The 26,008-nt window shown below is 67.9% G+C and carries 47 protein-coding genes and 1 tRNA gene; 37 read left to right on the top strand and 11 right to left on the bottom strand.

The window, feature by feature from the left end:
- The first annotated feature begins 15 nt into the window (after positions 1-15).
- Positions 16-636 (top strand): flavin reductase family protein, encoded by a 621-nt coding sequence (locus ODE13_RS04450; RefSeq protein ID WP_322478158.1) that lies wholly within the window; start codon positions 16-18, stop codon positions 634-636.
- Here the strand turns inward: ODE13_RS04450 and ODE13_RS04445 are convergent.
- From ODE13_RS04445 to ODE13_RS04430, 4 genes are all read right to left on the bottom strand, one after another.
- Positions 627-2,663 carry a glucose PTS transporter subunit IIA gene (locus ODE13_RS04445; RefSeq protein ID WP_322478157.1) on the bottom strand — a complete coding sequence of 679 codons (2,037 nt, stop codon included), beginning with the start codon at positions 2,661-2,663 and terminating at the stop codon, positions 627-629. The genes ODE13_RS04450 and ODE13_RS04445 overlap by 10 nt on opposite strands.
- Positions 2,664-2,786: 123 nt before the next feature.
- Positions 2,787-3,221, bottom strand: coding sequence for a hypothetical protein (locus ODE13_RS04440; protein ID WP_322478156.1), 435 nt, complete (start codon positions 3,219-3,221; stop codon positions 2,787-2,789).
- A gap of 119 nt (positions 3,222-3,340) precedes the next feature.
- Positions 3,341-4,327, bottom strand: coding sequence for an NAD(P)H-quinone oxidoreductase (locus tag ODE13_RS04435; protein ID WP_322478155.1), 987 nt, complete (start codon positions 4,325-4,327; stop codon positions 3,341-3,343).
- Positions 4,328-4,423: 96 nt separating this feature from the next.
- A complete protein-coding gene (locus ODE13_RS04430; RefSeq protein WP_322478154.1) occupies positions 4,424-5,257 on the bottom strand; it encodes a class I SAM-dependent methyltransferase in 834 nt (277 codons plus the stop codon).
- Positions 5,258-5,423: 166 nt separating this feature from the next.
- Here ODE13_RS04430 and ODE13_RS04425 point away from each other — a divergent pair.
- The 5 genes from ODE13_RS04425 to ODE13_RS04405 all read left to right on the top strand — a co-directional run bounded on the left by ODE13_RS04425 (position 5,424) and on the right by ODE13_RS04405 (position 8,962).
- Positions 5,424-5,511, top strand: a tRNA-Ser gene (locus tag ODE13_RS04425).
- 122 nt (positions 5,512-5,633) lie between these two features.
- On the top strand, positions 5,634-6,758 hold the full coding sequence (locus tag ODE13_RS04420) for a site-specific integrase (protein WP_322478153.1): 1,125 nt from the start codon (positions 5,634-5,636) through the stop codon (positions 6,756-6,758).
- Between the two features lie 43 nt (positions 6,759-6,801).
- A complete protein-coding gene (locus ODE13_RS04415; RefSeq protein ID WP_322478152.1) occupies positions 6,802-7,128 on the top strand; it encodes a hypothetical protein in 327 nt (108 codons plus the stop codon).
- A complete protein-coding gene (locus ODE13_RS04410) occupies positions 7,125-8,294 on the top strand; it encodes a baseplate J/gp47 family protein (RefSeq protein WP_322478151.1) in 1,170 nt (389 codons plus the stop codon). The genes ODE13_RS04415 and ODE13_RS04410 overlap by 4 nt, the downstream gene beginning before the upstream one ends.
- A 2-nt stretch (positions 8,295-8,296) precedes the next feature.
- The gene (locus ODE13_RS04405) at positions 8,297-8,962 is read left to right on the top strand and encodes a phage tail protein (protein ID WP_322478150.1); all 666 of its coding nucleotides are present in this window, start codon (positions 8,297-8,299) and stop codon (positions 8,960-8,962) included.
- Here the strand turns inward: ODE13_RS04405 and ODE13_RS04400 are convergent.
- The 7 genes from ODE13_RS04400 to ODE13_RS04370 form a co-directional block, all read right to left on the bottom strand.
- A complete protein-coding gene (locus tag ODE13_RS04400) occupies positions 8,943-9,338 on the bottom strand; it encodes a hypothetical protein (RefSeq protein WP_322478149.1) in 396 nt (131 codons plus the stop codon). The genes ODE13_RS04405 and ODE13_RS04400 overlap by 20 nt on opposite strands.
- A gap of 9 nt (positions 9,339-9,347) precedes the next feature.
- Entirely contained in the window at positions 9,348-9,725 is a 378-nt protein-coding gene (locus ODE13_RS04395) for a hypothetical protein (RefSeq protein ID WP_322478148.1), read from the bottom strand.
- A gap of 76 nt (positions 9,726-9,801) precedes the next feature.
- Entirely contained in the window at positions 9,802-10,683 is an 882-nt protein-coding gene (locus tag ODE13_RS04390; protein ID WP_322478147.1) for a hypothetical protein, read from the bottom strand.
- A gap of 11 nt (positions 10,684-10,694) precedes the next feature.
- Positions 10,695-11,072 carry an ImmA/IrrE family metallo-endopeptidase gene (locus ODE13_RS04385; protein WP_322478146.1) on the bottom strand — a complete coding sequence of 126 codons (378 nt, stop codon included), beginning with the start codon at positions 11,070-11,072 and terminating at the stop codon, positions 10,695-10,697.
- A gap of 65 nt (positions 11,073-11,137) precedes the next feature.
- Positions 11,138-11,887, bottom strand: a complete 750-nt coding sequence (locus ODE13_RS04380) for a hypothetical protein (protein WP_322478145.1) — start codon at positions 11,885-11,887, stop codon at positions 11,138-11,140.
- Positions 11,888-11,970: 83 nt separating this feature from the next.
- Positions 11,971-12,693 (bottom strand): HipA family kinase, encoded by a 723-nt coding sequence (locus ODE13_RS04375; RefSeq protein ID WP_322478144.1) that lies wholly within the window; start codon positions 12,691-12,693, stop codon positions 11,971-11,973.
- Complete coding sequence (locus tag ODE13_RS04370) at positions 12,693-13,199, bottom strand: hypothetical protein (protein WP_322478143.1); 507 nt, start codon at positions 13,197-13,199, stop codon at positions 12,693-12,695. Before ODE13_RS04370 ends, ODE13_RS04375 begins: the two co-directional genes overlap by 1 nt.
- Positions 13,200-13,379: 180 nt before the next feature.
- Here ODE13_RS04370 and ODE13_RS04365 point away from each other — a divergent pair, with 180 nt between their 5' ends.
- The 31 genes from ODE13_RS04365 to ODE13_RS04215 all read left to right on the top strand — a co-directional run bounded on the left by ODE13_RS04365 (position 13,380) and on the right by ODE13_RS04215 (position 25,866).
- Positions 13,380-13,697 (top strand): hypothetical protein, encoded by a 318-nt coding sequence (locus ODE13_RS04365; RefSeq protein WP_322478142.1) that lies wholly within the window; start codon positions 13,380-13,382, stop codon positions 13,695-13,697.
- A 55-nt stretch (positions 13,698-13,752) separates the two neighbouring features.
- On the top strand, positions 13,753-14,517 hold the full coding sequence (locus ODE13_RS04360) for a phage regulatory protein/antirepressor Ant (protein WP_322478141.1): 765 nt from the start codon (positions 13,753-13,755) through the stop codon (positions 14,515-14,517).
- Positions 14,514-14,684, top strand: coding sequence for a hypothetical protein (locus ODE13_RS04355; RefSeq protein WP_322478140.1), 171 nt, complete (start codon positions 14,514-14,516; stop codon positions 14,682-14,684). The genes ODE13_RS04360 and ODE13_RS04355 overlap by 4 nt, the downstream gene beginning before the upstream one ends.
- A complete protein-coding gene (locus ODE13_RS04350; protein ID WP_322478139.1) occupies positions 14,662-14,919 on the top strand; it encodes a hypothetical protein in 258 nt (85 codons plus the stop codon). The genes ODE13_RS04355 and ODE13_RS04350 overlap by 23 nt, the downstream gene beginning before the upstream one ends.
- A 161-nt stretch (positions 14,920-15,080) precedes the next feature.
- Complete coding sequence (locus ODE13_RS04345; RefSeq protein ID WP_322478138.1) at positions 15,081-15,221, top strand: hypothetical protein; 141 nt, start codon at positions 15,081-15,083, stop codon at positions 15,219-15,221.
- Positions 15,218-15,454 carry a hypothetical protein gene (locus tag ODE13_RS04340; protein ID WP_322478137.1) on the top strand — a complete coding sequence of 79 codons (237 nt, stop codon included), beginning with the start codon at positions 15,218-15,220 and terminating at the stop codon, positions 15,452-15,454. Before ODE13_RS04345 ends, ODE13_RS04340 begins: the two co-directional genes overlap by 4 nt.
- Positions 15,451-15,684: a hypothetical protein gene (locus ODE13_RS04335; protein WP_322478136.1), complete on the top strand. Its 234-nt coding sequence runs from the start codon at positions 15,451-15,453 to the stop codon at positions 15,682-15,684. Before ODE13_RS04340 ends, ODE13_RS04335 begins: the two co-directional genes overlap by 4 nt.
- The gene (locus tag ODE13_RS04330; protein ID WP_322478135.1) at positions 15,684-15,899 is read left to right on the top strand and encodes a hypothetical protein; all 216 of its coding nucleotides are present in this window, start codon (positions 15,684-15,686) and stop codon (positions 15,897-15,899) included. Before ODE13_RS04335 ends, ODE13_RS04330 begins: the two co-directional genes overlap by 1 nt.
- Entirely contained in the window at positions 15,896-16,732 is an 837-nt protein-coding gene (locus ODE13_RS04325; RefSeq protein ID WP_322478134.1) for a hypothetical protein, read from the top strand. Before ODE13_RS04330 ends, ODE13_RS04325 begins: the two co-directional genes overlap by 4 nt.
- Before the next feature lie 18 nt (positions 16,733-16,750).
- A complete protein-coding gene (locus ODE13_RS04320; protein ID WP_322478133.1) occupies positions 16,751-17,746 on the top strand; it encodes a hypothetical protein in 996 nt (331 codons plus the stop codon).
- Positions 17,743-18,180: a hypothetical protein gene (locus ODE13_RS04315; RefSeq protein ID WP_322478132.1), complete on the top strand. Its 438-nt coding sequence runs from the start codon at positions 17,743-17,745 to the stop codon at positions 18,178-18,180. The genes ODE13_RS04320 and ODE13_RS04315 overlap by 4 nt, the downstream gene beginning before the upstream one ends.
- Positions 18,177-18,521, top strand: a complete 345-nt coding sequence (locus tag ODE13_RS04310) for a hypothetical protein (protein ID WP_322478131.1) — start codon at positions 18,177-18,179, stop codon at positions 18,519-18,521. Before ODE13_RS04315 ends, ODE13_RS04310 begins: the two co-directional genes overlap by 4 nt.
- On the top strand, positions 18,518-19,054 hold the full coding sequence (gene ssb / locus ODE13_RS04305) for a single-stranded DNA-binding protein (RefSeq protein ID WP_322478130.1): 537 nt from the start codon (positions 18,518-18,520) through the stop codon (positions 19,052-19,054). The genes ODE13_RS04310 and ssb overlap by 4 nt, the downstream gene beginning before the upstream one ends.
- Positions 19,055-19,156: 102 nt before the next feature.
- On the top strand, positions 19,157-19,315 hold the full coding sequence (locus ODE13_RS04300; protein ID WP_322478129.1) for a hypothetical protein: 159 nt from the start codon (positions 19,157-19,159) through the stop codon (positions 19,313-19,315).
- Between the two features lie 150 nt (positions 19,316-19,465).
- Positions 19,466-19,909: a hypothetical protein gene (locus tag ODE13_RS04295; RefSeq protein ID WP_322478128.1), complete on the top strand. Its 444-nt coding sequence runs from the start codon at positions 19,466-19,468 to the stop codon at positions 19,907-19,909.
- Between the two features lie 801 nt (positions 19,910-20,710).
- Entirely contained in the window at positions 20,711-21,094 is a 384-nt protein-coding gene (locus ODE13_RS04290) for a hypothetical protein (protein ID WP_322478127.1), read from the top strand.
- Positions 21,091-21,351: a hypothetical protein gene (locus tag ODE13_RS04285; RefSeq protein ID WP_322478126.1), complete on the top strand. Its 261-nt coding sequence runs from the start codon at positions 21,091-21,093 to the stop codon at positions 21,349-21,351. The genes ODE13_RS04290 and ODE13_RS04285 overlap by 4 nt, the downstream gene beginning before the upstream one ends.
- The gene (locus tag ODE13_RS04280) at positions 21,348-21,548 is read left to right on the top strand and encodes a hypothetical protein (RefSeq protein WP_322478125.1); all 201 of its coding nucleotides are present in this window, start codon (positions 21,348-21,350) and stop codon (positions 21,546-21,548) included. Before ODE13_RS04285 ends, ODE13_RS04280 begins: the two co-directional genes overlap by 4 nt.
- Positions 21,545-21,739, top strand: a complete 195-nt coding sequence (locus ODE13_RS04275; protein ID WP_322478124.1) for a hypothetical protein — start codon at positions 21,545-21,547, stop codon at positions 21,737-21,739. Before ODE13_RS04280 ends, ODE13_RS04275 begins: the two co-directional genes overlap by 4 nt.
- Positions 21,736-22,215, top strand: a complete 480-nt coding sequence (locus tag ODE13_RS04270) for a hypothetical protein (RefSeq protein ID WP_322478123.1) — start codon at positions 21,736-21,738, stop codon at positions 22,213-22,215. Before ODE13_RS04275 ends, ODE13_RS04270 begins: the two co-directional genes overlap by 4 nt.
- Positions 22,212-22,475, top strand: a complete 264-nt coding sequence (locus tag ODE13_RS04265; protein WP_322478122.1) for a hypothetical protein — start codon at positions 22,212-22,214, stop codon at positions 22,473-22,475. Before ODE13_RS04270 ends, ODE13_RS04265 begins: the two co-directional genes overlap by 4 nt.
- Positions 22,475-22,720 carry a hypothetical protein gene (locus ODE13_RS04260; RefSeq protein WP_322478121.1) on the top strand — a complete coding sequence of 82 codons (246 nt, stop codon included), beginning with the start codon at positions 22,475-22,477 and terminating at the stop codon, positions 22,718-22,720. The genes ODE13_RS04265 and ODE13_RS04260 overlap by 1 nt, the downstream gene beginning before the upstream one ends.
- The gene (locus ODE13_RS04255; RefSeq protein WP_322478120.1) at positions 22,710-22,925 is read left to right on the top strand and encodes a hypothetical protein; all 216 of its coding nucleotides are present in this window, start codon (positions 22,710-22,712) and stop codon (positions 22,923-22,925) included. Before ODE13_RS04260 ends, ODE13_RS04255 begins: the two co-directional genes overlap by 11 nt.
- Complete coding sequence (locus ODE13_RS04250) at positions 22,918-23,346, top strand: DUF4326 domain-containing protein (RefSeq protein WP_322478119.1); 429 nt, start codon at positions 22,918-22,920, stop codon at positions 23,344-23,346. The genes ODE13_RS04255 and ODE13_RS04250 overlap by 8 nt, the downstream gene beginning before the upstream one ends.
- Positions 23,343-23,693 carry a hypothetical protein gene (locus ODE13_RS04245; protein WP_322478118.1) on the top strand — a complete coding sequence of 117 codons (351 nt, stop codon included), beginning with the start codon at positions 23,343-23,345 and terminating at the stop codon, positions 23,691-23,693. Before ODE13_RS04250 ends, ODE13_RS04245 begins: the two co-directional genes overlap by 4 nt.
- The gene (locus ODE13_RS04240; RefSeq protein ID WP_322478117.1) at positions 23,690-24,094 is read left to right on the top strand and encodes a RusA family crossover junction endodeoxyribonuclease; all 405 of its coding nucleotides are present in this window, start codon (positions 23,690-23,692) and stop codon (positions 24,092-24,094) included. The genes ODE13_RS04245 and ODE13_RS04240 overlap by 4 nt, the downstream gene beginning before the upstream one ends.
- Positions 24,095-24,188: 94 nt before the next feature.
- Positions 24,189-24,377 (top strand): hypothetical protein, encoded by a 189-nt coding sequence (locus tag ODE13_RS04235; RefSeq protein WP_322478116.1) that lies wholly within the window; start codon positions 24,189-24,191, stop codon positions 24,375-24,377.
- A 13-nt stretch (positions 24,378-24,390) separates the two neighbouring features.
- Complete coding sequence (locus ODE13_RS04230; protein WP_322478115.1) at positions 24,391-24,534, top strand: hypothetical protein; 144 nt, start codon at positions 24,391-24,393, stop codon at positions 24,532-24,534.
- A gap of 79 nt (positions 24,535-24,613) precedes the next feature.
- Complete coding sequence (locus ODE13_RS04225) at positions 24,614-25,282, top strand: hypothetical protein (RefSeq protein WP_322478114.1); 669 nt, start codon at positions 24,614-24,616, stop codon at positions 25,280-25,282.
- Positions 25,275-25,547, top strand: a complete 273-nt coding sequence (locus tag ODE13_RS04220) for a hypothetical protein (RefSeq protein ID WP_322478113.1) — start codon at positions 25,275-25,277, stop codon at positions 25,545-25,547. The genes ODE13_RS04225 and ODE13_RS04220 overlap by 8 nt, the downstream gene beginning before the upstream one ends.
- Positions 25,537-25,866, top strand: a complete 330-nt coding sequence (locus ODE13_RS04215; RefSeq protein ID WP_322478112.1) for a hypothetical protein — start codon at positions 25,537-25,539, stop codon at positions 25,864-25,866. Before ODE13_RS04220 ends, ODE13_RS04215 begins: the two co-directional genes overlap by 11 nt.
- The last annotated feature ends 142 nt before the right edge of the window (positions 25,867-26,008 follow it).

The following is a 26,008-nucleotide window of genomic DNA, read 5'->3' as shown; positions in this document are numbered from 1 at the left end:
GCTACGCTCGCGCCTGTGCGCCCCTCACACTTCTACGAGCCGACCACCGGCCACGGCCTGCCCCATGACCCCTTCAATGCGATCGTGGGTCCGCGACCCATCGGCTGGGTGTCCACCCAGTCGCCGGACGGGCGGCTCAATCTAGCCCCGTACAGCTTCTTCAACGCGTTCAACTACACTCCGCCGCTGATCGGGTTCTCCAGCATCGGGCACAAGGACAGCGTCGCCAACATCGAGGCCACCGGCGAGTTCTGCTGGAACCTCGTCACCGCGGAGCTGGGCGAGCAGATGAACCAGACCTCCGCCGCCGTCAGCGCCGAGATCGATGAGTTCGAGCTCGCCGGCCTCACTCCAGAGGACTCGCGCGTGGTCGGGGTCCCGCACGTGGGCCAGGCTCAGGTGGTCTTTGAATGCCGCCGCACCCAGACCCTGCGCCTGACCGACGCCGACGGGCAAGCCACTCCGGCGCGGATGGTCTTCGGCGAGGTCGTCGGGGTCCACATCGAAGAGCGCCTGCTCGAGGACGGCGTCTACCAGACGGCGGCCGCTGACCCGCTACTGCGCGGCGGCGGCCCGGCGGACTACTTCAGGATCCGCCAGGAGGACCGGCTGAGGATGCGCCGGCCTCAGGTGTGAACGTCCTCGGACCCCTCTCCCGGGTGCTCCTGCGCTGCGCGGTCGGGGTCCTCTTTCTCCCCGGTGATGACGGTCATCACCAGCTCACCGGGCTCGACCTCCGTCACCTCGGCCGGCGTCACCGAGGCGAACTCCTCAGCGTTGGTCACCACGACGGCCGTGACGGCGTCGAATCCGACCCCGTGCACCAGCTCCAAGTCCACATCCACCAGCGGCTGGCTGACCTCCACCCGGTCCCCGCGACGTACCGCGGGGGTGAACCCCTCGCCCTTCAGGGCCGGGGTGTGGCTGCCGCAGTGGACCAGCACGTCGATGCCGTCGTCGGTGCGGATGCCGTAGGCGTAGCCTCCTGTCGGGGCGGCGATCACCACTCCCGAGACCGGCGCCACGACATGGCCGTTGACCGGCCTGATCGCCACACCTGCGCCCATCGTGCCCGAGGCGAAGAGTTCGTCCTCCATGGCGTCCAGGGGCAGCAGCCGTCCTGGCATGGGAGCCAGGATCTCCACGGCCGAGGGGGAGGCGGCGCGCGAGCTCCGGTCCGCTGACGACGGGGCCGCGGGTGCCACCGACGTCATCGTCGAGGTGGTCGTCGGCTCCGGGTCCGGCTCGGCGTCGGGGTCCTCGTCCGGATCCTCCCTGTCCACCAGCAGCACGGTGGGGAGGAAGCCGATGAGCAGCGCCACGCCCAGCCCGATCACCAGCAGCACCACCGAGCCGTGGGGCGCCATCGCCGGCGCCCCGGCCAGCGCGGGCGGCACCGCCTGGTCCGCGGCGGCACCTGAGGAAGCGGTCAGCGCGCCGCCCACCGCTCCTCCGAGCATCCCGAACAGGAAGGGCTTCTTCAGCGGCAGGGTGACCCCGTAGATCATCGGCTCGGAGATCCCACCCACCAGCCCGGCCACGGATGCCGCGCCGGCGATCTTCCGACGGGCCGCCGAACGGGTGCGCAGCAACACCGCGATCGCGGCCCCCGCCTGGGCCACCACTGCGGCGGCGATGACCGCCGGCAGCGTCGCCGTCGTCGGAACCCCGGAGGTCTCCTCGCCGACGGACTCTGCGATGGTGCCCACCATGCCCCACTGCAGCCCGAGGATGGTCAGCACATGCCACAGTCCCCCCAGCACCGCCCCCGCCAGCCAGGGCGCGGAGCCCAGGACGCCTTCGACGGCGGCCACCAGGCCTTCCCCGGCGATGACGACGGTGGGCCCCAGCAGCACCAGCGCGGCGAAGACCACCACCAGCAGCGTGACGAGCGGGGTGCCGACGCTGCGCAGCGAGGCTGGCAGCATCCGGTCCAGGGTTCGCTCCACCCACCCCTGGGCCAGCACGATCAGCAGAATCGGGATCACCGAGGCCGCGAAGACCATGATCGGGAACGGCACCCCCAGCAGGGAGCCCGTGGGGCCCGTCGTCGTAGACTGGGTCTCACCGAGGTCCAGGAGCGAGGGGTAGACCAGTGCCGCGGCCACCGCCATGGCGGTGAAGGGCTGAGCGCCGAACCGCCGAGCGGCGGTGACGGCCAGGAAGAGCGGCAGAAAGAGGAAGATCCCCTCCGAGACCGCGTGCAGCACGGTGAAGGTGCCGGCGTCGGGGTCCAGCCAGCCGAGCTGGCCGAGCACCACCACTGCGGTCTTGAGCAGACCGGCGGCGGCCAGCGGCCAGATCACCGGAGCGAAGACGGCGGACAGCATCGCGATGGTGCGGCCGCCCAGTCCGCGCACGGAGAACACCGCAGTGGAGAACTCCAGGTCCGGGGCCGAGCCGACTGAACGGCGGGTCAGCAGCTCCAGCTCCTGGTGGACGAGGTCGGTCCCCTCTCCGGTGACCACGTGCAGCTCACCGTGGGCCTTGACAACGGTGACCACCCCGGGCAGCGCCTTGAGAGTCTCGGTGCGGACAGCGGCTGGGTCGCGCAACACCAGCCGCAGCCGGGTAGCGCAGTGCGCGGCAGAGGTGACGTTGTCGGCCCCACCGACACCGTCGAGGATGTCCTCGGCGAGAGCACGGTGGTCGGTGGTGCTCATCCGGTCAAGCTCCTTGGCGTCCTGTGCAGCATGCCCGCCGGAAGGGCGTTCTGTCTCCGGCTCGGTGAGTATAGGTCAGCGCCGAGACGATCACCAGACACAGATCATCCCGTCCGGACCACCTCAGCGGATGCGTTCCAACGCGGCTTCGGCGTCCTGCAGGCTGGACAGCACCCTGTCGGCGCGACGCCGCACGGCGACGATCTCCGCGCTGCCCAGCCGCACCATGGCGGCAGCCTCGGCAGTGGTGGCCATATGGTTGGCGGCCTTGGAGAGCTGGGAATGCAGCTCGGAAGCGCGTCCGGGGATGTCCATCCCCTCCCCGGGGAAAAGCCGGTGAGCATGGGTGCAGAGAACCTGGACGCTGGGGAGCTGTTCGGCGAGCTCGTCGCCGATGGCGACCAGGTGGTTGTGCACGGCGTCGTCCTCGACGCCTTCGATCACCTGGTGGTAGCGGTCCAGGCCGCGGGCGAACCGGTCCCGGGCCTGTCGCCAGAGACCGCGCCCCAGGTCCTTGTCCAGGCGGCGGTCACGGCGATGACGCGCAAAGAGCTTCATGCATCCCTCCACCTGTGTGCTTGGCCGGCTGCGCACCGGAGACTCTGTTCGGCTGACTCTGCTCGACGAGAAGCAAGTCTACCCACGTCAGTCGACCAGGACGTCGGCAGCGGTGCGGCCTATGGGCGCAGCAGCACCTTGCCGGTGTGGGCCCCGCTGTCGAAGTACTCATGGGCGGCGGCGGCATCCTCCAGGGCGAAGACCCGGTCCGTCTGCACGGTGATCCCGCCGTCCTCGATCACCGGCCAGACCTCCTCCCCCACCCCGGCGATGATCCGAGCCTTGGTCTCGGCGTCACGTGAGCGCAGCGTGGTCGCGATGATCCGCAGACGGCGAGCCAGCATGAGCCCCAGGTCGATCTCGGCCCTCCTGCCGCCCTGCAGCCCGATCACCACCAGCCGACCCCCGGAGGCCAGACTCTTCAGGTTCGCCTCCAGATACTTGGCCCCGACAACGTCGAGGATCGCCTCCACCCCGCGACCCCCGGTGATCTCCTCCACTCGGGCGCGGACGTCCTCCTGCCGGTAGTCGATCACGTGGTCCGCCCCGAGGCTGCGCGCCAGCTCCGCCTTCTCCGGGCTGCCCACCGTGGTGAGCGTGGTGGCGCCGAGAGCGCGCAGGAACTGCAGCGCGAAGGTGCCGATCCCGCCGGTGCCCCCGTGGACGAGCACCGTGTCCCCGGGACCGGCCGCCGCCTCGCCGCGCAGGTTGGAGTGCACGGTGGCGGCGACCTCGATCAGCCCGGCCGCGTCGACGACGTCGACCCCCTTCGGCACCGGCAGCACATGCCGGGCGTCGACGACGACCCGTTCCGCGTATCCTCCACCGGCCAGCAGCGCGACGACATCTACGCCCACCAGCTCCTGCACGGCCGCCGGGCTGCCCAGCCCTGCGGCGACCACGCGCCCCGAGACCTCCAGACCAGGGATGGGCGAGGCTCCGGCCGGAGGCGGGTAGACGCCACTGCGCTGCATGACATCGGCCCGGTTGAGCCCGGAGGCGGCCACCTCGATGAGCACCTCCCCAGCAGAGGGGACGGGATCCGCCGCCTCGGTGATGCGGATGACCTCCGGGCCGCCGGCTGCGGTGTACTCGACTGCTCGCATGCTGCTCCTTCTGCTCTGGGACGTCTCATCGTGGTCCGCTGGCCACATCTGACGGGATCTGGGCGGGGACACGCCGGCGCGGACCCCGAGATACCGTCATTCGTGGCCAGCCGATGCGTGGGGGTCTAGCTGCTGGGAGTCGGCTGCGGGAATGCGGGCCGCCCAGAGGGTCCACCGGTCCGTTTCGATGACCGGGCCTGGGGGCAGATTGTCCCGCACCACAGACACCAGGCGGGCGAGTTCGGCGTCGTCGAGCTCATGCAGGATGCTGCGCCCGGTGCGGGCGGCCAGGTCAGCGATCAGCGCCTCCCGGTCCGCATGCTCAGCACGGACCTCCCACACCGTGCTGGTCTCGACCTGCGCGCCGGAGTTCTGCAGTGCCTGGCGCAGTGCGACGGCCTCGGGACGCCGAGCCGCCTCCACCTCGAGCAGGCTCGGAAACTCCTGGAAGAACCAGCCGCGCAGGTGGCGCGCCCCACCGGGGAGGTCGACGTCGGGAGGCTGGGACACGTCGTCGAGGGTGCGGTCCTGGATGATGAGCGTGCCGCCAGGGCGCAGCAGCCGCCGCGCCTCCCGGGTGAAGGCCTGCAGGTCCTGCAGGTGGTGGACCAGGGCGCGGGCGAAGACGACGTCGGCGCTGGCGTCCGGCAGCCCGGTCGCCAGCGCGTCGCCCTGCTGGAAACTGATCCGCGGGTCGTCACGGTGGTCCTCGCCCGCACTGGTCAGGATGGGAGCACTGGCGTCGACCCCGATCACGCTGTCCGCTCCGAGGTCCCGCCAGGCTCGGCTGTAGATCCCTCCGCCGCAGCCGATGTCCACGACGTCGGCACCACGGGGATCCACGAGCGCGCGCACGTGCTCCGCCCAGCTGGGATGTGCCCGGCGGCCGGAATAGGTGCGGGCGTTCTGCTCAGCGGTGAAGTCGATCATGGCCGATCCTCTCTCCGCGGCTCCGATCACTCGGCGCCTGCTCAGGGTGCCCGACTCGATAGCGGCGCACCGTCTCCCGTATAGTCTGAGCCTAGGTTTTCACATTGGTAGGCGGCCACCGGCGACGCCCGCCCGGCTGGGTGGTCCACCGATGTGTCATCGACCTGGAGCGCTGTCCGAGCGGCCGAAGGAGCCGGTCTTGAAAACCGGTGTGCGGCAACCCCGCACCGTGGGTTCGAATCCCACGCGCTCCGCTCATGAGCAGGCCCCTGACCAGGGATTTCTGGTCAGGGGCCTTCGCGTTGTTGGCGAGAACCGCCGATTTGTTGGCAAGACACCAGCAAGATGTCACCGGCCGCGCCTACGCTCATAGGCCATGGCCACCATCCGCACTCGCACCCGCAAGGATGGGTCCGCCGCTCACACCGTCGTATGGCGAGACCCCGACCTCGGACTCAAGTCCCGCACGTTCACCACCCAGCAGCGCGCCCAGGACCTCAAAGACTTCCTCGACGCCAACAGCAACAGCCTCAAGCTCGCCACCCAAGCGAAGAAAGCAGCCGACCGACGAGCCCCCACCGTCGCCGACATCGTAGAGCACCACCTCACCGAGCTGATCGGCATCACCGAGGGCACCCGAGGCAACTACCGCCGACTCATGGAACGGCACCTGGAAGGAACCCAGCTGGCCACCACCGCCGCTGAGGACGCCGTACGGAAGGACGTGCGCGGATGGCTCGACGGCATCACCACCAAGTCCGGTGACCCCGCATCCTGGAAGACCCGGGCCAACCTGGTCGCCATCGTCTCCGCCGCCTACCGCACCCAGGCCCGCGAGGGGAAGATGACCGCCAACCCCGCGGAAGGCGCACTGGGCAAAGACATCGACCTCCCCGACCGAGAGCCGGTGCTCTTGACCGTCGACCAGCTCAAAGCACTGCGGGAGAGGGTCACGCCCCGCGGGTATGCGCTGCTGATCTGGACGCTGACCGCCACGGGCATGCGGTGGGGCGAGGCCATCGCGCTCCGGGTGAAGGACTTGCGCCTCAACGGGGATCGATCCGTGATCCACGTCTGGCAGGCCTTCAAGCGGGGCGCCAACGGCACCGTCATCCTGGGCACCCCGAAGACCCGCCGCTCATCCCGGCTGATCAGCATCCCTGCCGACCTCGCCGACGCGCTGGCCGACCGCACCCGAGGACACTCCCCGGATGATCTCGTGTTCACCAACAGCGCCGGCGGGGTCCTGACCTCCTCCCGCTTTCACCGGTCCGTCTGGCATCCGCTGGTTGACCGACTCATCGAGGATGGCACTCTCACGGAGCGGCCCTGGGTGCGAGAGATCCGCAATGCGCACTGCACACACCTGCTCCAGGCCGGGGTCCGGGTGGATGTAGTGCAGAAACGTCTCGGCCACGAGTCCCCCGCCACGACGCTGGGGGTGTACGCCCGGATGACTCAGGAGGACGACTACGCCGCGGCGGCAGCCGTGGACTGGTAGGCCCCTCCCCCACCCCCGGCCTACGGACGCCCACCATGGGGGCATGGCTGATGGTGTGATCTCGTTCCCGTTCCGGCTGACCCCACAGGGGCATGTCGCCACGGCACTGCACGGGTCCGATCAAGAGGTCGAGGAGCTCCTGGCCGCGCTGGTCCTGACCCACATCGGGGAGCGGCCCATGGAGCCGGACTTCGGCATCCCCGACCCCACATGGGTGGGGATCACCCTCAACGACGTTGAGACCGGGCTGGCCGAGTTCGGGCCGCCCGGGGTCACGATCGACATCCTGGACGAGGAACCCCTCACCGACACCCAGTCCAGCTATGTCCTCAGCTGGTCCCGCGAGCCCGTTGATCAGGAGTCACTGTGACCGAGCCTTTTCCCGAACTCGACGGCACCACGACCGGTTCCCCAGATGCTCCGGCCCCGGTGTCACCGGACCTGCTGGAGTCCATCACCGAAGAGGACCTGGTGCAGGCCGCGATCGAGCACGCTCAGGTGGCGATCCCAGAGTGGGAACCCAGGGCAGGACATACGGAAGTCATTCTGATGGAGTCGTTGGCGCAGATGCTCACGATCCTGTCCTTCGCGGTCCAGCAGGCTCCAACTGAGCTGTTGGAGCAGCTAATGCGGCTCTACGGCACTGACCGGGACCAGGGCGCGTCGACGCGAGCTGTCGCACGGTTCGAGGCCTCCGGGTCTCAGCCCCTCTATGTGGTGCCGGAGGGCACCCAGGTCCGCACCACTATGGCCTCCACCGGGGAGGTCGTGGACTTCACCACCACGGGCCGGTTGGAGATCCAGCCGCAGGAGTCCACCAGCGGGCTGCAGGAGATCGTCGCGGTCGAGGCCGGCGCCGGCTTCAACGGAATCCCGGCCGGGAGCACGCTGGAGATGGTCGACAACCTGCCGTTCCTCGAGCACGTGCAGCTGGACACCCCCACCGCTGGTGGCCGGGACGTCGAGTCGGACGCCGCGTTTCAGGCGCGGGCCTCCGCGATGCTGGGCCGGCTGGTGTCCACCCTGGTGCTGCCGGACCACTTCCAGCAGGCCGCCGTGGAGCTCCCCGAGGTCGGCCGGGCCCGCGTCATCGACGTCTACGACCCGACTGACCCCGAAGCCGGGGAGTCTCCCGGGCACGTGACTGTCGCGGTGGCGGACAACGACGGACAACCTCTGACCCCTGGGCAGATGGGCGAGGTCAAGCACCACCTGGAGCAGCAGGCCATGGCGTCACTGATCATCCACATCATCGAACCCACCTACACCAGCCTGGACATCACCCTCGAAGTGCGGGCTGCACCGGGGGCGAACCTTGAGGACGTCGAGGACGCAGTCGAGGAGCGGGTGCAGTCGTGGCTGTCGCCGGCCCGGTGGGGATGGGGCGACATGGTCAGGCAGTTCGCTCTGGTCTCCGAGGTCTCTCAGGTCGAGGGTGTCGCCCAGGTGCTCTCTGCCCCGGCCGACATGTCCCTGGACGGTGTGGCTCCACTGCCATCAGTGGATCAGCTGACCGTTACGGTGCAGGAGGGGTGACGGTGTCTCCTGAGAATCAGGCTGAGGTGCACGACTTCACCCGGGACTGGTGGGGGCGTCTCCCCCGCGCCTGGCGGATCGCTGACCGCGAGCAGAACCCGGAGGCCGGGGCGGTGCCGCTGCTACGGTGGATGGACGGCATCGGGCAGATCGCCGGCCGCACCCGCGACCTGAACTCCGACATGTGGGAAGGCCGCCTGCTGGACCCGGATCACACCCCGGACCATCTGTTGCCGTGGCTGGGCTGGCTGCTGGGCATGTCCGAACACCGCCGGCAGGCACCCCCTGCCACGCTGCGGGACAGGATCCGGGCGCAGATCGCGTCCGGCTCCCACGGGGTCGGGACCCGCCGGCACATCGCCGAGGCCGTCCGTGAGTTCCTCCACGAAGGTGGCCAGGTGCAGATCCTGGCCTCAGCGTCCTACCCGTTCACCCTGGTGATCGGTGTGGCGGAGGACGACGTCCCCGGGGCCGACTACGGGCTGCTCGAGGAGCGGATTCGAGCAGCCGGGGTGATCCCGGCCGGGCACGTGCTCGTCGTCCAGGACGTGCGCACCACCTGGGACGCCTGGGAGGACGCCGCTGGGGAGACCTGGGACGACAAGGAGACCAACATCGTGACGTGGGATGACTCTGACACCGCCGGGGTCACCTTCGAAGAGCCCTGATCGCTGCTTCCACCCGGGCCCGGTGCGATGGGTACTGGGGCCGGTCTTCCGGCCAGTGGTCGAGCCACCGGATCAGCAGCACTTCTGCCGCCCGTGCCTCCCCCTGGAGTTTCAGGATGCGGGCGGCGTAGAGGTACCAGTAGGCCTGCGGCTCCCGGGAGTCATACTGGGCGAGGGTCTCGACAGCGTGGGTGATCTCGCCGAGCAGCGAGAGGACCTCTTCGTAGAGGCCGGCTTCCTCCCACTGGCGGAGTTCGGCGTGCCAGTCGTTGAGGTCTCGGCCGCGCACCTGGCGGCGCCGGTAGAGCTCCTCGGTGTTGATCCTTCGGATCGCGTCATCGGCAGGGGTACGGGGGTGGTTCCAGTCCTCGAGCACCAGGATCAGTCACCCCGGGGTCTGGGTGTTGGCGGTCTGCAGTTCGCGGACGATCTGCGCGACGGCGGTGCGCTGGGTGCGGGTGAGGTCGGACCAACCGTCGAGGATGAGGTGCTGGGGCTGTCCCCAGTCAGACTCAGTCCAGAGGCCCATGGCCAGCCCGAAGGTCTGAACGATCACGGCGGGCTTGACCCTGAGTCCGCGGGCGAGGCCTTCGATCTGGGAGCGGGTGGGCATCTGCTCGGGTGTCTCGTCCAGCCAGCGGGTGATGGTCTTCCGGGGCGGGTTGCCGCCGCAGTCGTCCTCGAGTTGCCGCATTGACCGGTCTCCGCGGAGGGTCTCGATGAGGTCGGCCACGGGGTTGGTGGTGGGTGTGGTGGTGTCCATGGTGGTCCATTCTGCTACTGACGGGTCCGCCCCGCCCCAACAAGACAGGGGCGGGGCGGGAGGTGTAGTGGATAACTCACAGGTCCCAGCGGATGTCATGGACACCGCCGGCGTAGACCAGGGTGCCGGTCTGTCCAGCGGGCATATCCAGTACGACAAGTCCAGTCGTGTTCGTGCCCGGCTGGGCGTACTGCAAACTCCCGTTACGATCAGCGCAGAGCCAGCCTTCGTAACTGACGATCTCGTTGCGGAGCATCGTGTCGTTCTCATCGATCACGTAGAAGTCGCCTTCTGACACGCTGAATACGTCGCTTACGTCCTCGTGGGCGTCGATGGTGATGTCAAGGGCCACGAACTCTCCATTCGTCGGCTCCTCGCACCCCTCGCCCTGGAAGTCGCGGGTGATGTCGTTGAGGGTCAGGGTTCCGACGTAATCTCCCTCATCGACGAACGGGCCCTGGTCAACGTCGAGTGTTTCCCCTAGCTCAGCGTCGATGGGATCGGTCGTCTGGCCCGTCGACGAGTCTCCGATGAGCTCGTCGATCGAGACACCCCGGTCCACAAGGTACTGGAGGAACCCGAGCATCTGGAGCTCGGGCGGCAAGTCTTCGACCGACTCAATGTCCGGATACAACTCGTCCAGTTCGTCGTAGATCTCCTCGAGCTCAGACTGGACTTCAGCCTCTTCCTCCGTTCCGACTGCGTCGAGGAAGCGTTCGAACACCTCGTTCTCGCGCTCGACAAGGTCCATAGCTTCGGGGTTGAGTCCGTCGTCGCGGCTTTCCGGCTCCTCCGCGGCTGCGTCTTGTTCCTCGGCTGCAGGGCCGTCAGCATCGGTGGGCTGTTCGGTTGCAGCCTCATCTGTGTTCTCGGCGTCGGCCTCGGTGTCGCCGCCGCAGGCGGTCAAGGCGAGGAGGGCGGCTAGTGCGGTGCCGGCCAGCTGTGTAGAGGTCCTCATGGTGGGTCCTTTCAGGGTGCGAGTGAACGGATTCTGTGGTGCGAGTAGAAGTCTGCGGCTGCTTCGACCAGTCTGGGGAGGACGCCAAGCTCGTTGGCGACGGCGACCGGGCTGCAGTGGACCCGGGTGGCTTCCTCCCATGCCTGTGGGCTGATCAGGAGCCAGACGGCGTAGGCGTCGGCCTGCCGCTCGAGCTTCGGGCAGTCCCCGTCGTGGCCGTAGTGCGCGTGGCCGAGCTCGTGTGCGAGCGTCGATCGCCACTGCACCGCCCCCATCCCAGCGCGGAGGGTGATCCGCCGGGTCGGGTGGTGGTATCGACCCCATCGGTCGAGGCCGTGGACCTCATGGACCCGCACTCCCATCTGCGATGCGAATTTCTGCAAGTCCATGGGAAGACGGTACGTGGTGGGGGTGACAAGAATGCATTGCTCAACTATGCACCCCGGTCGGTCTATCAGGTATACGTCTCGAGGAGGGTGGCGAGCTCCCGCTCTGGCTGTTCCATGTTGAGATCGAGTACCTGAGCGTCCTTCTCGATTGACCGGATCAGGGGCTCCATCTCCTCCTCACGGTCGAGATCGCGGCGGGTCACGGCGATGATGGCACGAGGGCTGGCGACCCGCTCGACTGCGTCGATACGTCCGCGAAGTGCCTGGAGTGCCTGCGGCCTGTCTGCAACGGCATCCACAGGCAGCGCGGTCCCGTTGACGCCGAAACTGAAGGGGATGCGATCCTCCCTGCTGTCGTCGCTCCACTTGCCGGGCAGCTTGATGTCACGCGCCGGCTCCACATCCAGGGACCGGAAGAGGTCCAGGACGTCATCCACGAGTGATCGGGTCGTAGCTGGCTCGTCCACCAGTTCCGTGTACAGGGTGTGCAGCGTGACGTCCCACATGGAGTGGTCGTCGAGGATGGTCCCGCCCGGACGGACGGCGAAGTTCGTTGGTCTCCGCTGTCCAAGCGTCAGTGCATCCTCCCAGGTGCCCTCTTGGGCCTTCCGCTGGAAATACCTGATCCAGTCTTCGTAGAGGTCCTTGTCCAGTCCACGGGCACCGAGGCGGCGGCCGTCGATGCTGCCGTCGCCTCGCTGGCCGAAGAACTGGAAGTGCCAGTGCCCGTCGGCATGAAGCGCGACCCCGACGTTTCTGGGCTCGCGACGACGAAGGTCATGCATGTACTGGAAGAGGTACCAGTGTGCAGGCATCGCGCCTCCCTAATGTGTCAGCCTCTTCAACGGGCTTCCGTTCGGATGGTATTTTCTCGAAGCGCACCCAGGGCGGATGGGCCTCAGAAGAGTCCAGGCGAGAAGCCGAACGCCTTACTGGTGAGGCTAAAGATCGTAGAAGCACGGTATGACAAGAACTCTTCGTACTGCTTCAGGACGGGCCGATTCGCCAGCTTGCGCCTGTGGGCGGCCTCCGTTGCGACCTTGGCCCAGTACGGCCCGTGTTGCCGGATCAGACTCGCCCAACGGTCAGCGAACTCGGACCTGGGGAGCACCGATTCACGCTGGAAGGGAACGGATACTGCGTCGAAATGTTCCTGCAGAGACTCTTCCGTGCGTGGATTGAACTCGCCGAAGGCGCGCTCGTGATCGATCGCCCAGAGCCCCATCTCTGGCGACCAGATGATGTTCTCCTCCCACCTGTCGACGTTGTGTATCCATACGTCGAACACGCAGATTCCGGCGAACACGTGGGGTTCTGCGGCGGCTGCCTTGGCGACGTCGCCGGGTGGGGCTCCCTTGCCGCTTGCTCCCACTACCGCGGAGGCCCACGCTCGGTCACTTCCCCTGATGGCGGCCAGCTCACCGAACGGGACTGGGATGCCCAACGAGTGGGCCAGGCGGCTGGCGAGGTACTCGTGCAGTGGAGCGGGATGCTCGACTGGATCGCCACACTTCACATAGACCGATGCGGTGCCCGCGTAGAGGTCGCTTGTCCCGTCGTCTGAGGCCAGTAGTTCGCGAACAGCCAACCCCGGAGTGCCCTTGTAGTTCCGTTTGGCCATCAGGGGTCCTCTGAGGGCAGCTCGTCGTGTGCGATCTCGTGCTGCTCTGGGTGGGCGGCGTGCCCGTAGAGCTCAGCATGGTCCACCGGCTCATTCTCGGGTGTCTGCCGGCGGTGGGCCAGCTCGTCGTTCATGGGGGCGGAGTCGTCCTCATCCTCCACCACCTCCTCGTCGTCTGCCTCTGCGAGGGCGTTGATCAGTTGGTCAACGAGACGACGATTCCGGAAGCTCAGCCTGTGAGCTGTCTCGGGCGGCTGGTACGGCGTAGCACCCTGACCCGACATGAGTTCGTCCATCTCGGCGACGTCGAAGCCCAGGGCCTCCGCGACCGCCTGTCGGGTCTCGATCTTCATCCGTGACTGCTGGAAGAAGTACCGGCTGACCGTGGCGTTGTTGAGGCCGAGTTCCGTGGTGAGCGAGCGGACCGAGGGCTCTCCGTTGCGGGGGTTGATGTACCCCGCTTGGATGAACGCCTGCCGCACTCGCTGCGGGAGCTTGTCTGTCACGGGTCAACTCTCTGTCCAATATCGGGAGCTAGCAAGGCCCTATCCTACGCAAGTGTCCAAGAATTACACGCGTGTAACCGCCCTATTCCGCATGATTTCGGCACTTTTCGCACAGAGAGGTTGGACAACCGTGTCCAATATGTGTAGTGTGTAGCTACACGGCCAGCCAGGGAGGTGAACATGGTCAAGAACGAGCAGGACCGCATCGTCCGCCTGCGAGACGCCGAGATCTTCCGGACAATGATCGACGACCGCGGCTACACAGTCCGCACCCTCAGTGAGGAAGTGCAGCGAGACCTCCGCCGTCGCCGGCAGAAGACCATCGGCGCCAAGCGGTCCACCATCGGCAACCTTCACTCGGGCGCGCGAGACGTTGTCCGCGCCCAGGTCGCCGTCTCCATCGCGAACGTCCTCAAGTTGAAGTGGTCCAGCCTCTTCTCTGACGAAGTGTGTACCGTCTCCCGCGAGACATATACGGATCGCCGTTCGGCGGCATGAGAAGGGCCCCCAGCTGCGGCAACAGCTGAGGGCCCATGAAGACAAGGAGTAGTCAATGACTTCACCCACGATCGTACAGCGCTCCTCCGAGGGGGACCTGTTCACCACGTCCGAGGCGATCGCCCAGGGCGCGGACATCCAGCACAAGAACGTCCTGGAGGCGGTCGGCAAGTACACCGCCCAGCTCGAAGAGTTCGGAGGGGTCGCGTTTGAAACGCGACCCTTCGAGACCCCCGGCGGCACCCAGCAGAAGCGGGTCGCTCTGCTGAATGAGCAGCAGGCCACCCTGATCCTGACGCTGGCACGCAACACCGAGAAGGTCGTCGCGTTCAAGGTCGCTCTCGTCAAGGAGTTCGACCGGCTCGCACGCCAGCAGATCGACGTGCCCCCGTCGCGTGAGGAGCGCCTGGCCCTGGCCGTCATCGACGCGCAGAAGATGCTCACCGAGAAGGACGAGCAGATCGCGGAGCTCGCCCCGAAGGCCGAGGCGTGGGACTCCATCGTCGGGTCGTCCGGGTCCTGGTCGTTCAACGACGCTGCGAAGGTCCTGCACGAGCACCAGGAGATCGTCATCGGCGAGAAGCGGCTCTTCCGCCTCCTGGTGGAGCTCGGCTACCTGTACCGCGACGCCAAGGGCCGGCCGCACGTCTACCAGCGGTGTCTCGAGCAGGGACTCTTCGTCGCCAAGGCGCGCACGTTCCGCGACTTCGAGACCGGCGAGATGCGCGTCTCCAGCGCCCCGCAGGTCCGGATCACCGGCAAGGGGCTGGACATGCTGCGCCAGCTGCTCGCCCCAGCACAGAAGGAGCTCGCATCGTGATCAGTTTCCACTTCATCTGGACCCCGGACTTCACCCGGGTGACAGGCCTGCTCCTGGGAACCCCTGGTGCTGGTGACCTGCGGGTCGTCACGGAGCCGGACCTGGTCGCTGAGGCGGCCGCCGCGAACGGGGAGGTGAGTGTCTATGACGACGCATGCGCCGCCTAAGCGGGTCCGTCGGTTCGAGCGGATCGGCCCGGTCGCTGACCGTCTCGGCATCAGCGTCGACGCGCTACGTGACCTCGCCCACAACACCGGGGAGTACACGCGGATCACCCCGCGCAGCAAGCGCTCCACGATGCTGTTCTCCGCTTCCCATGAGGCCGCTATCGAGCAGTACCTCGAGGACGCCGGCGGCCGCAGGAGCCACCCCACCCCCGACGACGAGACGGACCCCTTCTGAAGGGGCCCGGGAAGACCTGAGGCCCCCACCCGGTAGGGGCAGGGGCCTCGGCGTCAGTAGCGCACCGGAACCACCCGGTGAACCGCCTCCAGCTTAACACCCCAACCCGTCAGTACCGCACCCGAACCACACCACGACACAGGAGAGGAAGGGCGCTGACCATGCCCCGCGACACCACCCTGAACGAAGAGCTCACCTACCACTACGCGCTCGATCTGCTGCGCTCCAGGCGCGTCTCCGTGCCGGGGATCGTGATCTATCTGGTCGCGATGCTCGACCCGACCGAGGAGGTGACGGCATGAGCCCCGAGGACACCACCGACATCGACGTGGACGCCATGAACGAGCTGTTGCGCGCTCAGGTCACGGCCGCAGAAACCCGGATGAAGGACCTGCAGACGGCATGCCGCCTCGGTGATCGCCGGAAGATCCGAAAGACGGCCGACGTGGCCGCTGAGCTCGCGACCTTCGCCGAGGGCATCCATCACACCCTGACCCGCCTGGCCGAGCACCTGGAGAAGGAGGACGACCGATGACCACCACCTGCACCGCCGACGACATCGAGTGCGGCCACTGGTTCCGGGAGGACGACAAGTGCACCGCCCTGGCAGTCCCCCACGGTGAGCACTGCCCCCGGCACGGGGGCGACCGAGAGCTGGACCTGTTCATCGCAGAGCACGAGGCCGAGGACTGCTGCCCCCTCCACCACGAGGAAGACGAGACCGCGCACCTGGTCGACGGCGTCTACGTCCAGGAGGCCGCCTGATGGGTGTCACCCACACGGACCTGGTGGCCCGGCACCGGCCGGCGCACGTCCGCCGCAAGATGCGCCTGTGGGCACCACTCGCCGCCATCGGGACCAGTATCTACTTCTTCAACTTCCACGACGCGGGCCTGGCCCTCTCCGGGGCCGCGATCGCGACCATCGGCCTGCTCGGGCTGATCGGTGATCAGACCAGCATGGACAGGAGCGCACTATGAGCCTCACCTTCGACCCGGCCGCGCACCGGTACCGGCTCGACGGCAAGCCCGTCACCGGGGTCACCAGCCTGATCTCCGGCGGCACTCCGAAGGAGGCCCTGATCTGGTGGGCCGCGACGACCGCCGGAGAGTGGGCAGCCGAGCACAAGGACGAGCTGGCCACCATGGCGGATGAGTCGATCATCCGCGGCGCCCAGCGGGAGCACATGCGCCGCCGTGACGACGCGGGGGTCACCGGCACCGCGGTCCACGCTCTTGCCGAGCAGCTCCACGAGCACGGCACCGTCGAAACCTCAGACCCGCTGCTGGCCAGCTTCGTTGAGGGGTACGCCGAGTTCCTCGACGCGTGGGAGATCACCCCCGTGCTGTTCGAGCGGCCATGCGCGAACCGTGCCCACTGGTACGCGGGCATGTTCGACCTGCTGTGCACCTCACCGCACCTGGCCGGCGGCGAACTAGTGCAGATCGACCTCAAGACCTCCAAGAGCGTCCATGGCGAGACCGCGCTCCAGACGGCGGCGTACAGCAGGGCCGAGTTCTACGTGGACGGGTTCGACACCGAGACCCCCATGCCCGAGATCGCCGCCACCTACGTGGCCCACGTGACCCCGACGCACCGGGACGGGTCCGCCGCCAGGTACGGGGCCGCACCCCTGGGCACGAGCCTCTACACGCTGGCCCAGACACCCCGCCAGCTCGAAGAGCACTTCCAGATGTTCCTGCACGCTGCTGCGACCGCGAAGACCAAGACCAAGCGGGACCGGCTCATCAAAGACCCCCTGACCACCCCCGAGACCACCACCACGGACGCCGCCACCACGGCGGCGGCCTGACCACCGGAAGGAAGCACCATGACCGAGATGACCAGTTTCAACAGCACCAGCCCCGCTCTCGCGCCCACCGGGCAGTCGTCGTCCAGCGTTGTGCAGATCGCAGAGTGGGCGGCCGAGCTCGACGCCGCGCACAAGCTCGGCACCGCGCTGGCGACTTCCCGGTTCCTGCCCGACTCCCTGACGATCGAGAACAAGAAGCCGAAGCCCGCCGAGCAGGTCGCCGCCGACGCCGCAGTGATCATCCTCGCCGGGAAGTCCCTCGGCCTGGACCCGCTGGCCAGCGTGCAGAACATCTTCACCGTACGCGGCCGGCCGGCCATGTACGCCCGCACCGCGGTCGGGATCAGCATGTCCCACGGCCACGAAGTCGAGCGCACCCACGCCGACCAGAACAGCGTCACCGTCCGGGCACGCCGCAAGGGCGCCCGCGAGTGGCACACCTTCACCTGGGACATGAGCCGCGCCAAGCAGGCCGGGTACGACTCCAACCCGCTCTACCAGCGCGACCCGATCGCGATGCTCACCGCGAAGGCGCAGATGGAAGCCTGCCGGAACCTGTTCCCGGACGTGCTGGCCGGCATGCCGTACTCGGCCGAGGACATCGAGCTCGAAGACCTCGGCGAGGTCCACGAGGCACCGAAGACCACCGTCAAGCGCAGCAGCCGGTCCAAGAGCACCAGCGGCACCAAGTCGAAGTCGACCGGGAAGACCGCCAAGGAGGAGCCCCCGGCCGAGCAGGAGACCACCGAGCCCACCCCCGCCGAGGATCCGGCAGAGGACACCGCCCCGCAGGACGCAACGGCTGGTGATGGGCCGATCCAGCAGCAGACCTGGGACGAGATCAAGTCCCTGCTGACCGAGAAGGACCCGACCGCGAAGCCCGGGCCCTGGGCCATGGAGACCATCGGCCGCACCGTGAAGCGCTGGCAGGACTTCACCGAGACCGAGGGCGACCAGATGCTGCAGCTCCTCATCAACGGAGAGACCACCACCGAGGAGGAGGCGGCCGCATGAACGCGCTGATCTCCCTGTCCCGCGAAGAGCAGGCACACGTGATGCTGCTCGCCGCCACGGGGAACCTCGAGCAGACCGCCAGGACCCTGGCCAAGCGGGGACTCACGCCCGCCGAGGGGATCGAGTGCGTCGCCCGGATGGCAGCCCGCTCCGCTCGGCTGCTGGCCATGGCCAAGGGGCACGACCTGCAGGAAGCCGAGGCGATCATCTTCAGCCAGCACGACGAAGACGACCAGCATCTGCCCGTCGCTGTTCAGGCGGCCAACGCGTTCGCCAACGGGCAGGACGAAACCGGCCTGGCACTGCTGGCTACCATCCCGGAACACGAGCACGGCGCCGAGTTCAACGCCACTGGGAGTGCCCTGAACGAGGCACTGTGGGCGTTCCTGATGCCGATGCTCTCCACCACCACAGAGAAAGGCGCCGACCAGTGAAACGACCGCTCACACCTGAGGCGGATGAGGCCCAGGGACGGGCGCTGAGGATCATCGCACAGCGCGGCTGGTCTGCCCAGCGCCTCGCCGACACCATCGGCGTCTCCGGGGACATCATGCGTGGCCTCACCAACGGGGTCACCGTCCCTCACCGGTCCAACATGGCCCGGATCCTCCACGGGCTGGACGCTGTGGAAGCGGGCACCACCCCTGAGGAGATGCCCCGCCCTGAGGACCAGCACAACATGCGGGCTCTGGCCCGATTCATGGACGCCAGGCGGCACCGGCGCCGCACCCGCACCAACCAGCACTCACGAGCATTCAGGAGAACACCCGCATGAGCATGAACACGCTGACCATCACCGGCAACCTGACGGGTCCGTTGGAACTCCGCTTCACCCCGTCCGGTGCCGCCGTTGCGAACGGCACCATCGCCTCCACCCCCAGGAAGTTCAACCGCCAGACCAACGAGTGGGAGGACGAGCCCACCATTTTCATCCGGTTCTCCTGCTGGCGGGCGCTAGCCGAGAACGCCGCTGAGACCCTCAGCGAGAAGGGCCTCCCGGTGGTCGCCACCGGCAAGCTGAAGTCCCGTCCGTTCGAGGACAAGGAAGGCAACCAGCGGACCTCATGGGAGCTGGACGTGGAGACCATCGGCCCGGACCTGCGCTTCTCGACCGGGCAGGTGCGACGACACCGCCCCGGAGGTTCCGGCAGCACCGGGTCCGGTGGGTTCGGTGGTGGTGCGGCGAACACCTACGACGCCACCAGCGGTGCTGGCTCCGGGTTCGGGGGCCAGTCCGCGGACCCCTGGGGAGGACAGCCCGCTGGCTCCGGCGGATCCGGCTGGCCCGCCGAAGAGCCCCCGTTCTGACGGCCGCGCCTCCCATGATCTGGCGTCCCCGGGCCTTGTCCCCTTGGGGCCTGGGGGCGCCCCTCCCCCACCACTGACCAGCGCGGGGACAGCATGACCCACATGCCAGCGAACAAGCCCCGCAATCAGCCCATCGCCCTCCGCCGCGCCCACAACTGGCCCACCAGCCGGGCCAAGGGCAGGTGGCGCCGCCAGAACCGGGCACGCATCGCACGCGACGCCCAACGCACCCGAGACAGAGAAGCAGCCCGCACACCATGAGCACCTCCCAGCACCACCCGCGTGCTGGGGCACACGGTGTCGCCGACCCTCGCACAGGACCAGTGATGCCCCTTGCCACCACGTAAGACGGATGGACCTGACTTCCGCAGGATCTACGTCTCCATCTGGGACGACCCCGACTTCACACGGTTGCCACGACGCGCACAGCACCTCTACCTGATGCTCATCAGCTACCGGCACACCCGCAGCACAGGTGTACTGGACTGGGCGCCCGGCAGGTTCGAGGACTTCGCACCCGACGCCTGCAGCGACGACCTCACCGAAGACCTCCACATTCTCGAGGACGCCGGCCTGGTGGTCGCTGACACGAAGTACGCGGAGGTCCTGATCCGCACCTACATGAAGCACGACTACCACCTGAGCAACGGCAACAGAGCCGCCGGCCTCGCCTCACAGTTCCAGTTCATCAAGTCCCCCAAGATCTACGACGCCATGCTGCACCAACTCGGCCGGCAATACCGCGAGACGCCGGACCTGAAATGCTGGGAGGTGTTCCGCCGCAAGGTACCCGAGGCCATGAGGACGATCCAGGAGCACTCGGAGAAAGCTGACAGCATCGACGCCGCGTTCTGAGCTCTGAGCAAGTGACCCCCTTCCACCACGTGGGAGGGGGTCTTCGTATGCCCAAGGAATCCTGTGGATATCTCCGAGCGTAGGCAGCGTGCCTAGGAGGGCCCGAGACGCCTCCTCACCATCGACAGTGACCTCCCGAGTGACTGCACCAGTGACTACTGAAGTGACTTCCCAAGTGACTTCGACAGTGACTTCCCAAGTGACTTCACAGGTGGCCGAATCCCCGGAATGACGCGGAACCGAAGTGACTGGGCAAGTGACTTCCGAAGTGACTTCACCAGTGACTTGCACGGTGACTAGCGAAGTGACTGGGCAAGCAAATATCTCAAATATCCCAAATGACCTACTCACCTCTCGTACGACACCCACCTCCCATAAACCTCACCTTTAAACACCTGGTTACGAAACTGAACTAGGTCACCAGCGCGCGAGAGAAAAACAATCCACAACTGTGGAAAACAGGGACTCCGCGGAACCAGAACGAACTCAGCCCATCGCCGCTGACACTCGAACCTCGCCCGCGCCTGCCCCGATGCCGGTGGATCTTGTGATCCGCTCCGGAGATTCTTCGGCCCCGTATGCCGCTCTGCGGGCCTGGCACCCCGCCTCGGGTGCATCCACCCCACTGGACCCTTAAAGGCCTGCGAGCTTGGCGCACAGCGCCGGAGAGCGGCACCCCTCACGGCGCGCCCACCAGCTACCCCGGCCGGAGCCGGACCACCCCCGAACGGTGTTGCATCACCTCCGCAGACTGCTATAGTTGTTGTCGTCAGTAGGAGCACACCCAGCCACGGAGGAACCATGACCACCACCACGACCAGCAGCGGCCCGGACATGGGCATGCTCGAGCAGCTCGCCGACGAGTACGCGGCTCTCGCCGCTGAGCACGAGACCATCAGCGCCCGCATGGAGGAACTGAAGAAGCACTTCCGGTCGTTGGCCGTCGGCCACACCCACGACGTCGGGCCGCTCACCGTGACGGTGTCGCGGAACGCGAGGCTGAACACGCGGGCGTTGGCGGCGTCCTACCCGGAGTCCGAGGCCCCGGAGCTGTACTCCTCGAAGATCGACACGGGCCGGGTGCGGGAGCACCTGGACGAGGACATGCTGGAGGACTTCACCACGGAAGCTGAGCCCCGCGTCACTATCAAGGTCACCGGCGAGGCCCAGGGGGCCGCAGCATGAGCATCTGGACCCCACACCGTGCCCGCCGGCGGGTGCCGACCGGGGAGGCCGCGGAGCTGCTGGCCCGGATCAGCCGGCACGCGTCGACCGTGGAGATCTCGGCCCGGTCCGGGTTGACCATCCGGACGCTGCGCCGGGTGCGGTCTGGCGCTCAGCCGACCGTGCACATCCGCACACTCGCCGCCCTGGAGGAGGCCGCGTTCGTGCTCGGCGTCGGCGATTGGCCCGAACCCGACGTGCTGGAGGTGGCCGCATGATCACTCCACCACGTCACACGATCACCCCCGCAGAGCTCGAGGCGGCGATGGACGCCATATTCTGCACCCCCGGGGTGAACGCAACCGCGGACTTCGACGTCCATGGGCCCGGCGTGTGCCTCAACGACATCTACCGGGAAGCCACCATGGCCGGACTCCGCGCCGTGGGAATCACCGTCGAGGAGGCCTCCCAGTGAAGCGCCGCCCCCTCCCGTCTTACTCCCCCGTCGTCGAGGCCGAGGCCCGCACCATCTGCGAGCGCCACGGCCTCAACCCCGACGAGCAAATCACCTTCCACCACCCGCGCCTCGGGGTGTTCGACGCCCCGGTCTGGTGGGACTTCACCGGCGACGCGACCGACGCCCTCCGAGAGCAGGCGGCGTCATGAGTCCGGCCGTCCGACGGATCGCCGCCACCTGCGAGGACTGCGGCCGGCCACTCCGCCCCCGCGGCACCAGCCCCGAGGATCACCCCGGCACCGTTGTCGCGGTCAGCAGCACCCGCTGCTCCCGCTGCGCCAAGGCACACCGGCACGGGAAGCCCACCTACCGGAAGCACCCCAACATCACCATCGGTGACCCCTGCGCTGAATGCGGGCGCCCCATGCGCCCCAACACGTACACCATCGCCGAAGCCCCCGGCACCGTGGACCACTTCCACCACGGCATCTGCCGCACCTGCGTCCGCCGCACAGAGCGCCTCGACCTCCGAACCCGGCCACCCCGACCCAAGCCCGTCGAACCCCCACCCGCAGGGCTCGAATCAGACGACCCCACCATCAGGACCGCGGCCGCGAGCCTCGCCCGCTTCATGAGCCGGCGCCGCCGCGGCACCCCGACCCCCGCAAGGAGCACAACCCCATGAACCGGAACACGAACCCAGCCCGCCGGCAGCCGATGTCCGAGCAGATGCAGGAACGCCTCTTCGAGCGGATGATCGGCGGCGGCGAGAAGCCCGACACCGGCCCCACCCTGGGTGAGCTTGTGCAGGCGGCCGAGCACTTCGCCCGCCGCGCCGAAGCGAACCCCAACGTGTCCGGGCGGCAGAAGCATCAGCGGCGCATCGCTCACATCACCGGCATGATTGACCAGCGCCTCGGCTACGTCGACCAGGAGGACCTGTGATGGCGCCGCAGCGGACACCCCGGTGGCGGGTCGAGCGGCACACCACCCGCGGATGGGTCACCCGCACCCCAGAGGGACACATCATCCGGGACCACCCCACCCACCAGGATGCGATCGGCTGGGCGCAGCGCCGCGCATACCGGGCCACGCTGCCGCCTATCGTCGGCGCTGTCCTGTACCTCATCGGCCACGGCCCCACGCTCCGAGCCTTCGACTCCAAGGAGGACTACACCCTTGCCATATGAACGCCCCCGCCCGCGCACCCGGATGTCCGGCCCACAGGCGCTGATGATCCTGCTCGGGCTGCTCTGCACCCTGACCAGCCTGGGCTCTCTGATCGCCTGGGCTGCCGGTGCTGATCGGTTCCTCATCGTCGCCGCGATCACTGGAACGGTCGGGCTGCTCGCCATCGTCGCCGGAGCCGGCACCGCCGGGCGCACTCATGGCTGAACGGATCCACGCGCCCCGCCACATGCGGCACCGGCTCCCCACCGACACCCTCTGGGTCGGCCGCGGCTCCCCCTGGGAGAACCCCTGGACCGCCCGCCGCCGGCTCGCCACCCGCCCAGCTGGTGACGATCACCCCGACGCCGGCGAACCCCACCCCGGCAGGTGGCAATGGGACGTGATCAACCTCCACACCGGGGAGCTCCACCAGACCCACACCGGCCGCTACGGGCACCCCGAACACGAGGCCCGCACCCAGTGCGTGCACCTGTACGAGGCGCTCACCCTCCCGTACCGGCTCGAGGCCGCACAACTCGACCCCGCCGAGCTCACCGGCAAGACGCTCGCCTGCGACTGCAGGGCAGATGCCCCGTGCCACGCCGAAGTTCTCGCGGCCCTCACCCGCCAGGAGACACCCGCATGACCCCGCTGCTGACCGTCACCGCCACCCACGTCCCCCACCAGCAGGAAGCCGGGTGGCCCTCCCACTGGTGGCACTACCAGCTCTCCGAACCCCACACCCAGATAGAGCATGACCACACCCGGACGAACTTCACCGACCTGACCGTCGCCCACCTGCCCGACCTCATCGACCCGGAGAAGGTCACCACCCGGATCATGCCGGCCACCCGCGAAGGTGAGCCCATCCCAGGGGTGGACGCCCGCACCCTCGATGGCCACCACGACCCAGCCGCCGCCGTCCGCTGGTGGCTGCAGCGCTGCGCCCTCCCCCTCGACCCGACTGGCTGCGGGCACCCTGAGACCCCATGACGACCACACCCACCACCGGCACACCCGTCCTGTTGGGCGAGTTCGAGGTGCCCGGCACCCCGGTGCCGAAGGCGCGCCCCAGGGTGGCGCAGGACCGGCGCGGCAGGAACCGCACCCACACACCGGCCCGCACCCTCGACGCCGAGGAAGCAGTACGGACGGCGTGGGCGGAGACGGTGCGGCGCCGCTACCTCGACAAGACATGGCGGTACCGGCTCGAGCTCGAGTTCTACGGGGCTCACGGGTCGGCCGACGTGGACAACCTCTGCAAGCTCGTCGCCGACGCGCTGAACGGGTGGGCGTGGGCCGATGACCGGCAGATCACTGAGCTGCAGGCCGTGAAGCGGGCCGCGCCGGCGGCTGCTCGGCGCACACGGGTCCGGGTATTCCGGGTGGAGTGATCTCCACCCCGTACGGGGTTGTTCAACCTCCACTAGATGCTATAGTTGGTGTGTCAGTAAGTGCCACAACCAACCACCCCATCGGAGGCCCACCATGCGCCCCACACCCACTCACCTCCTCCCCGACCGCTGCTACATATGCGGCGACACGTTTCACGCCGAGCGCCGGGAAGGCCACGACTTCTGGTCCAACGCCGAAGCAGACGCAGAGTTCGCGGCGAGGGATGCCTTCACCTCGGGCTCGCTGGAGGCGCGGTATGTCGCCGAGCACCGCCCCTACTGAGCACCGCCGGCCCATGAGCACCCGCACCAGTGACCCGGCAACCGTCCTGGACCCCGACCGCAACGGGCACCACGACCCCGGCACCACCCCCGACGACCACCGGGCGGTCCTCGCCCGCGAGGTCGATGCCTTCCATCAGCACAGGAGACAGGGATGAGGATCTACCGCCGCCGCGGGCGGCTCCGCCTGTGGCTCGCATGGGCCACCCACCGGATCAGGACCACGAGGAGACAACCATGACCAACCTGGACAAAACCCCGGCACACATCAGGGACACGTCGCTCGACCTGCGGGAGCTCGCGGACGACATTGAGCAGCTGATCCGCGAGCGCGACGAGGCCCGCGCAGAGATCGAGCGGCTGACCCGCGAGCTGGATGAGGAGCGCGGTCGGGACGACGTGATCGAGGCACACCGGAAGCTCGGAGAGACGCTGATGCGGGAGGGCGCTCTCCGCTGTGAAGTCGACCGCCTCCGCACCACTGTCCCCCGTGTGATCACCCCGGACGAACTGCGCGAAGGGCAGATCGTTGTCGTCTGGGAGAGCGGTGCATGGCCTCAGCCCGTGGGAGACGTCATCCAGATCAGGAGCATCGAGCACCTGGACGACGGGTCGATCGACCTCCGTGCACCCGGTGAGTGCTGCAACTTCAACCCGCACGATGAGCAGGCGGTCCTGCTGGCCGCCGCGCCCGCTGATCCTGAGCCGGAGCCGTGGGAGCCTCAGCGCGGTGACATCGGAATCGTGACACACTTCCGAGGCCGTGCGCTGGACGAGCCGGTTGCTGCGCGGCTCACCGGCCTGTCCTGGTATCGCCTGGACAGGCGCAACTGGCCTGATGAGGCCCCCAACGCCGGGCCCCGCGAGGTCACCGTCACTCGCGCCAAGGTGGTGCCCGATGAGTGAGCACACGCCGACGACAGAGGTCGTCAAGCACGCGGCATGCTTCCCCCGCGAGCGCCTGGGGGAGCCGAGACCCATCGACCGGAACGCCTTCGACCGCTGGTTGGCGGGCGTGGTCCGTGACGCCAAGGCCGAAGCGTGGGACAAAGGATATCGAGCCCATGAGGAATGGCGCTACCGCCAGGATGACGCCATTGCCGAAGGGCAATGGGTCCGAATCGACTCACCGCGAAACCCCTACCGAGAGAGGACCGACGATGCCGAATGACCTGAATGACGTCTTGAAGCCGCTCCGAGACGCGGCGGAGGAGGTGGAGCGCGGGTTCAAGCGATCTGCGATCGACGCCTTCGTCGCTGGTGCTGCTCACGCGCTCACCCACCCCATCATCCTCCGCACAGCCGAGGAGCTGGCCGCCCTGCCCGTCGGTTCTGTGGTGCTGGACTGGGTGGATCGCGCCTACGTGCGGAGCGACCTTCGCGAAGGCTGGTCGTGGGTGGCGCACGACGGTTACGCGGCAACCCACGACGGGCTGGCCCTAGCGGCGTCCGGCCCCATCGAACTGATCCGGCTGCCCGCCGAGATCTAGACCCCGAGCCCCACATTGAGCACGGAGAAACGGAGATGGACGCATCCTATCCGCGGGACACAATGCCAACCGGCGGTCCATGCGGCCGATCACCCGTCTGGGATTTTCGCTAGCGCTGTCTCGAAGCTCTCTCGAGCCTCGC

The sequence above is a fragment of the Nesterenkonia sp. HG001 genome, from assembly GCF_034438835.1.
GTDB classification, from domain to species: Bacteria; Actinomycetota; Actinomycetes; order Actinomycetales; family Micrococcaceae; genus Nesterenkonia; species Nesterenkonia xinjiangensis.
Note: the sequence above shows the minus strand (reverse complement) of the source record. Positions and strands in the feature narration are given on the sequence as shown.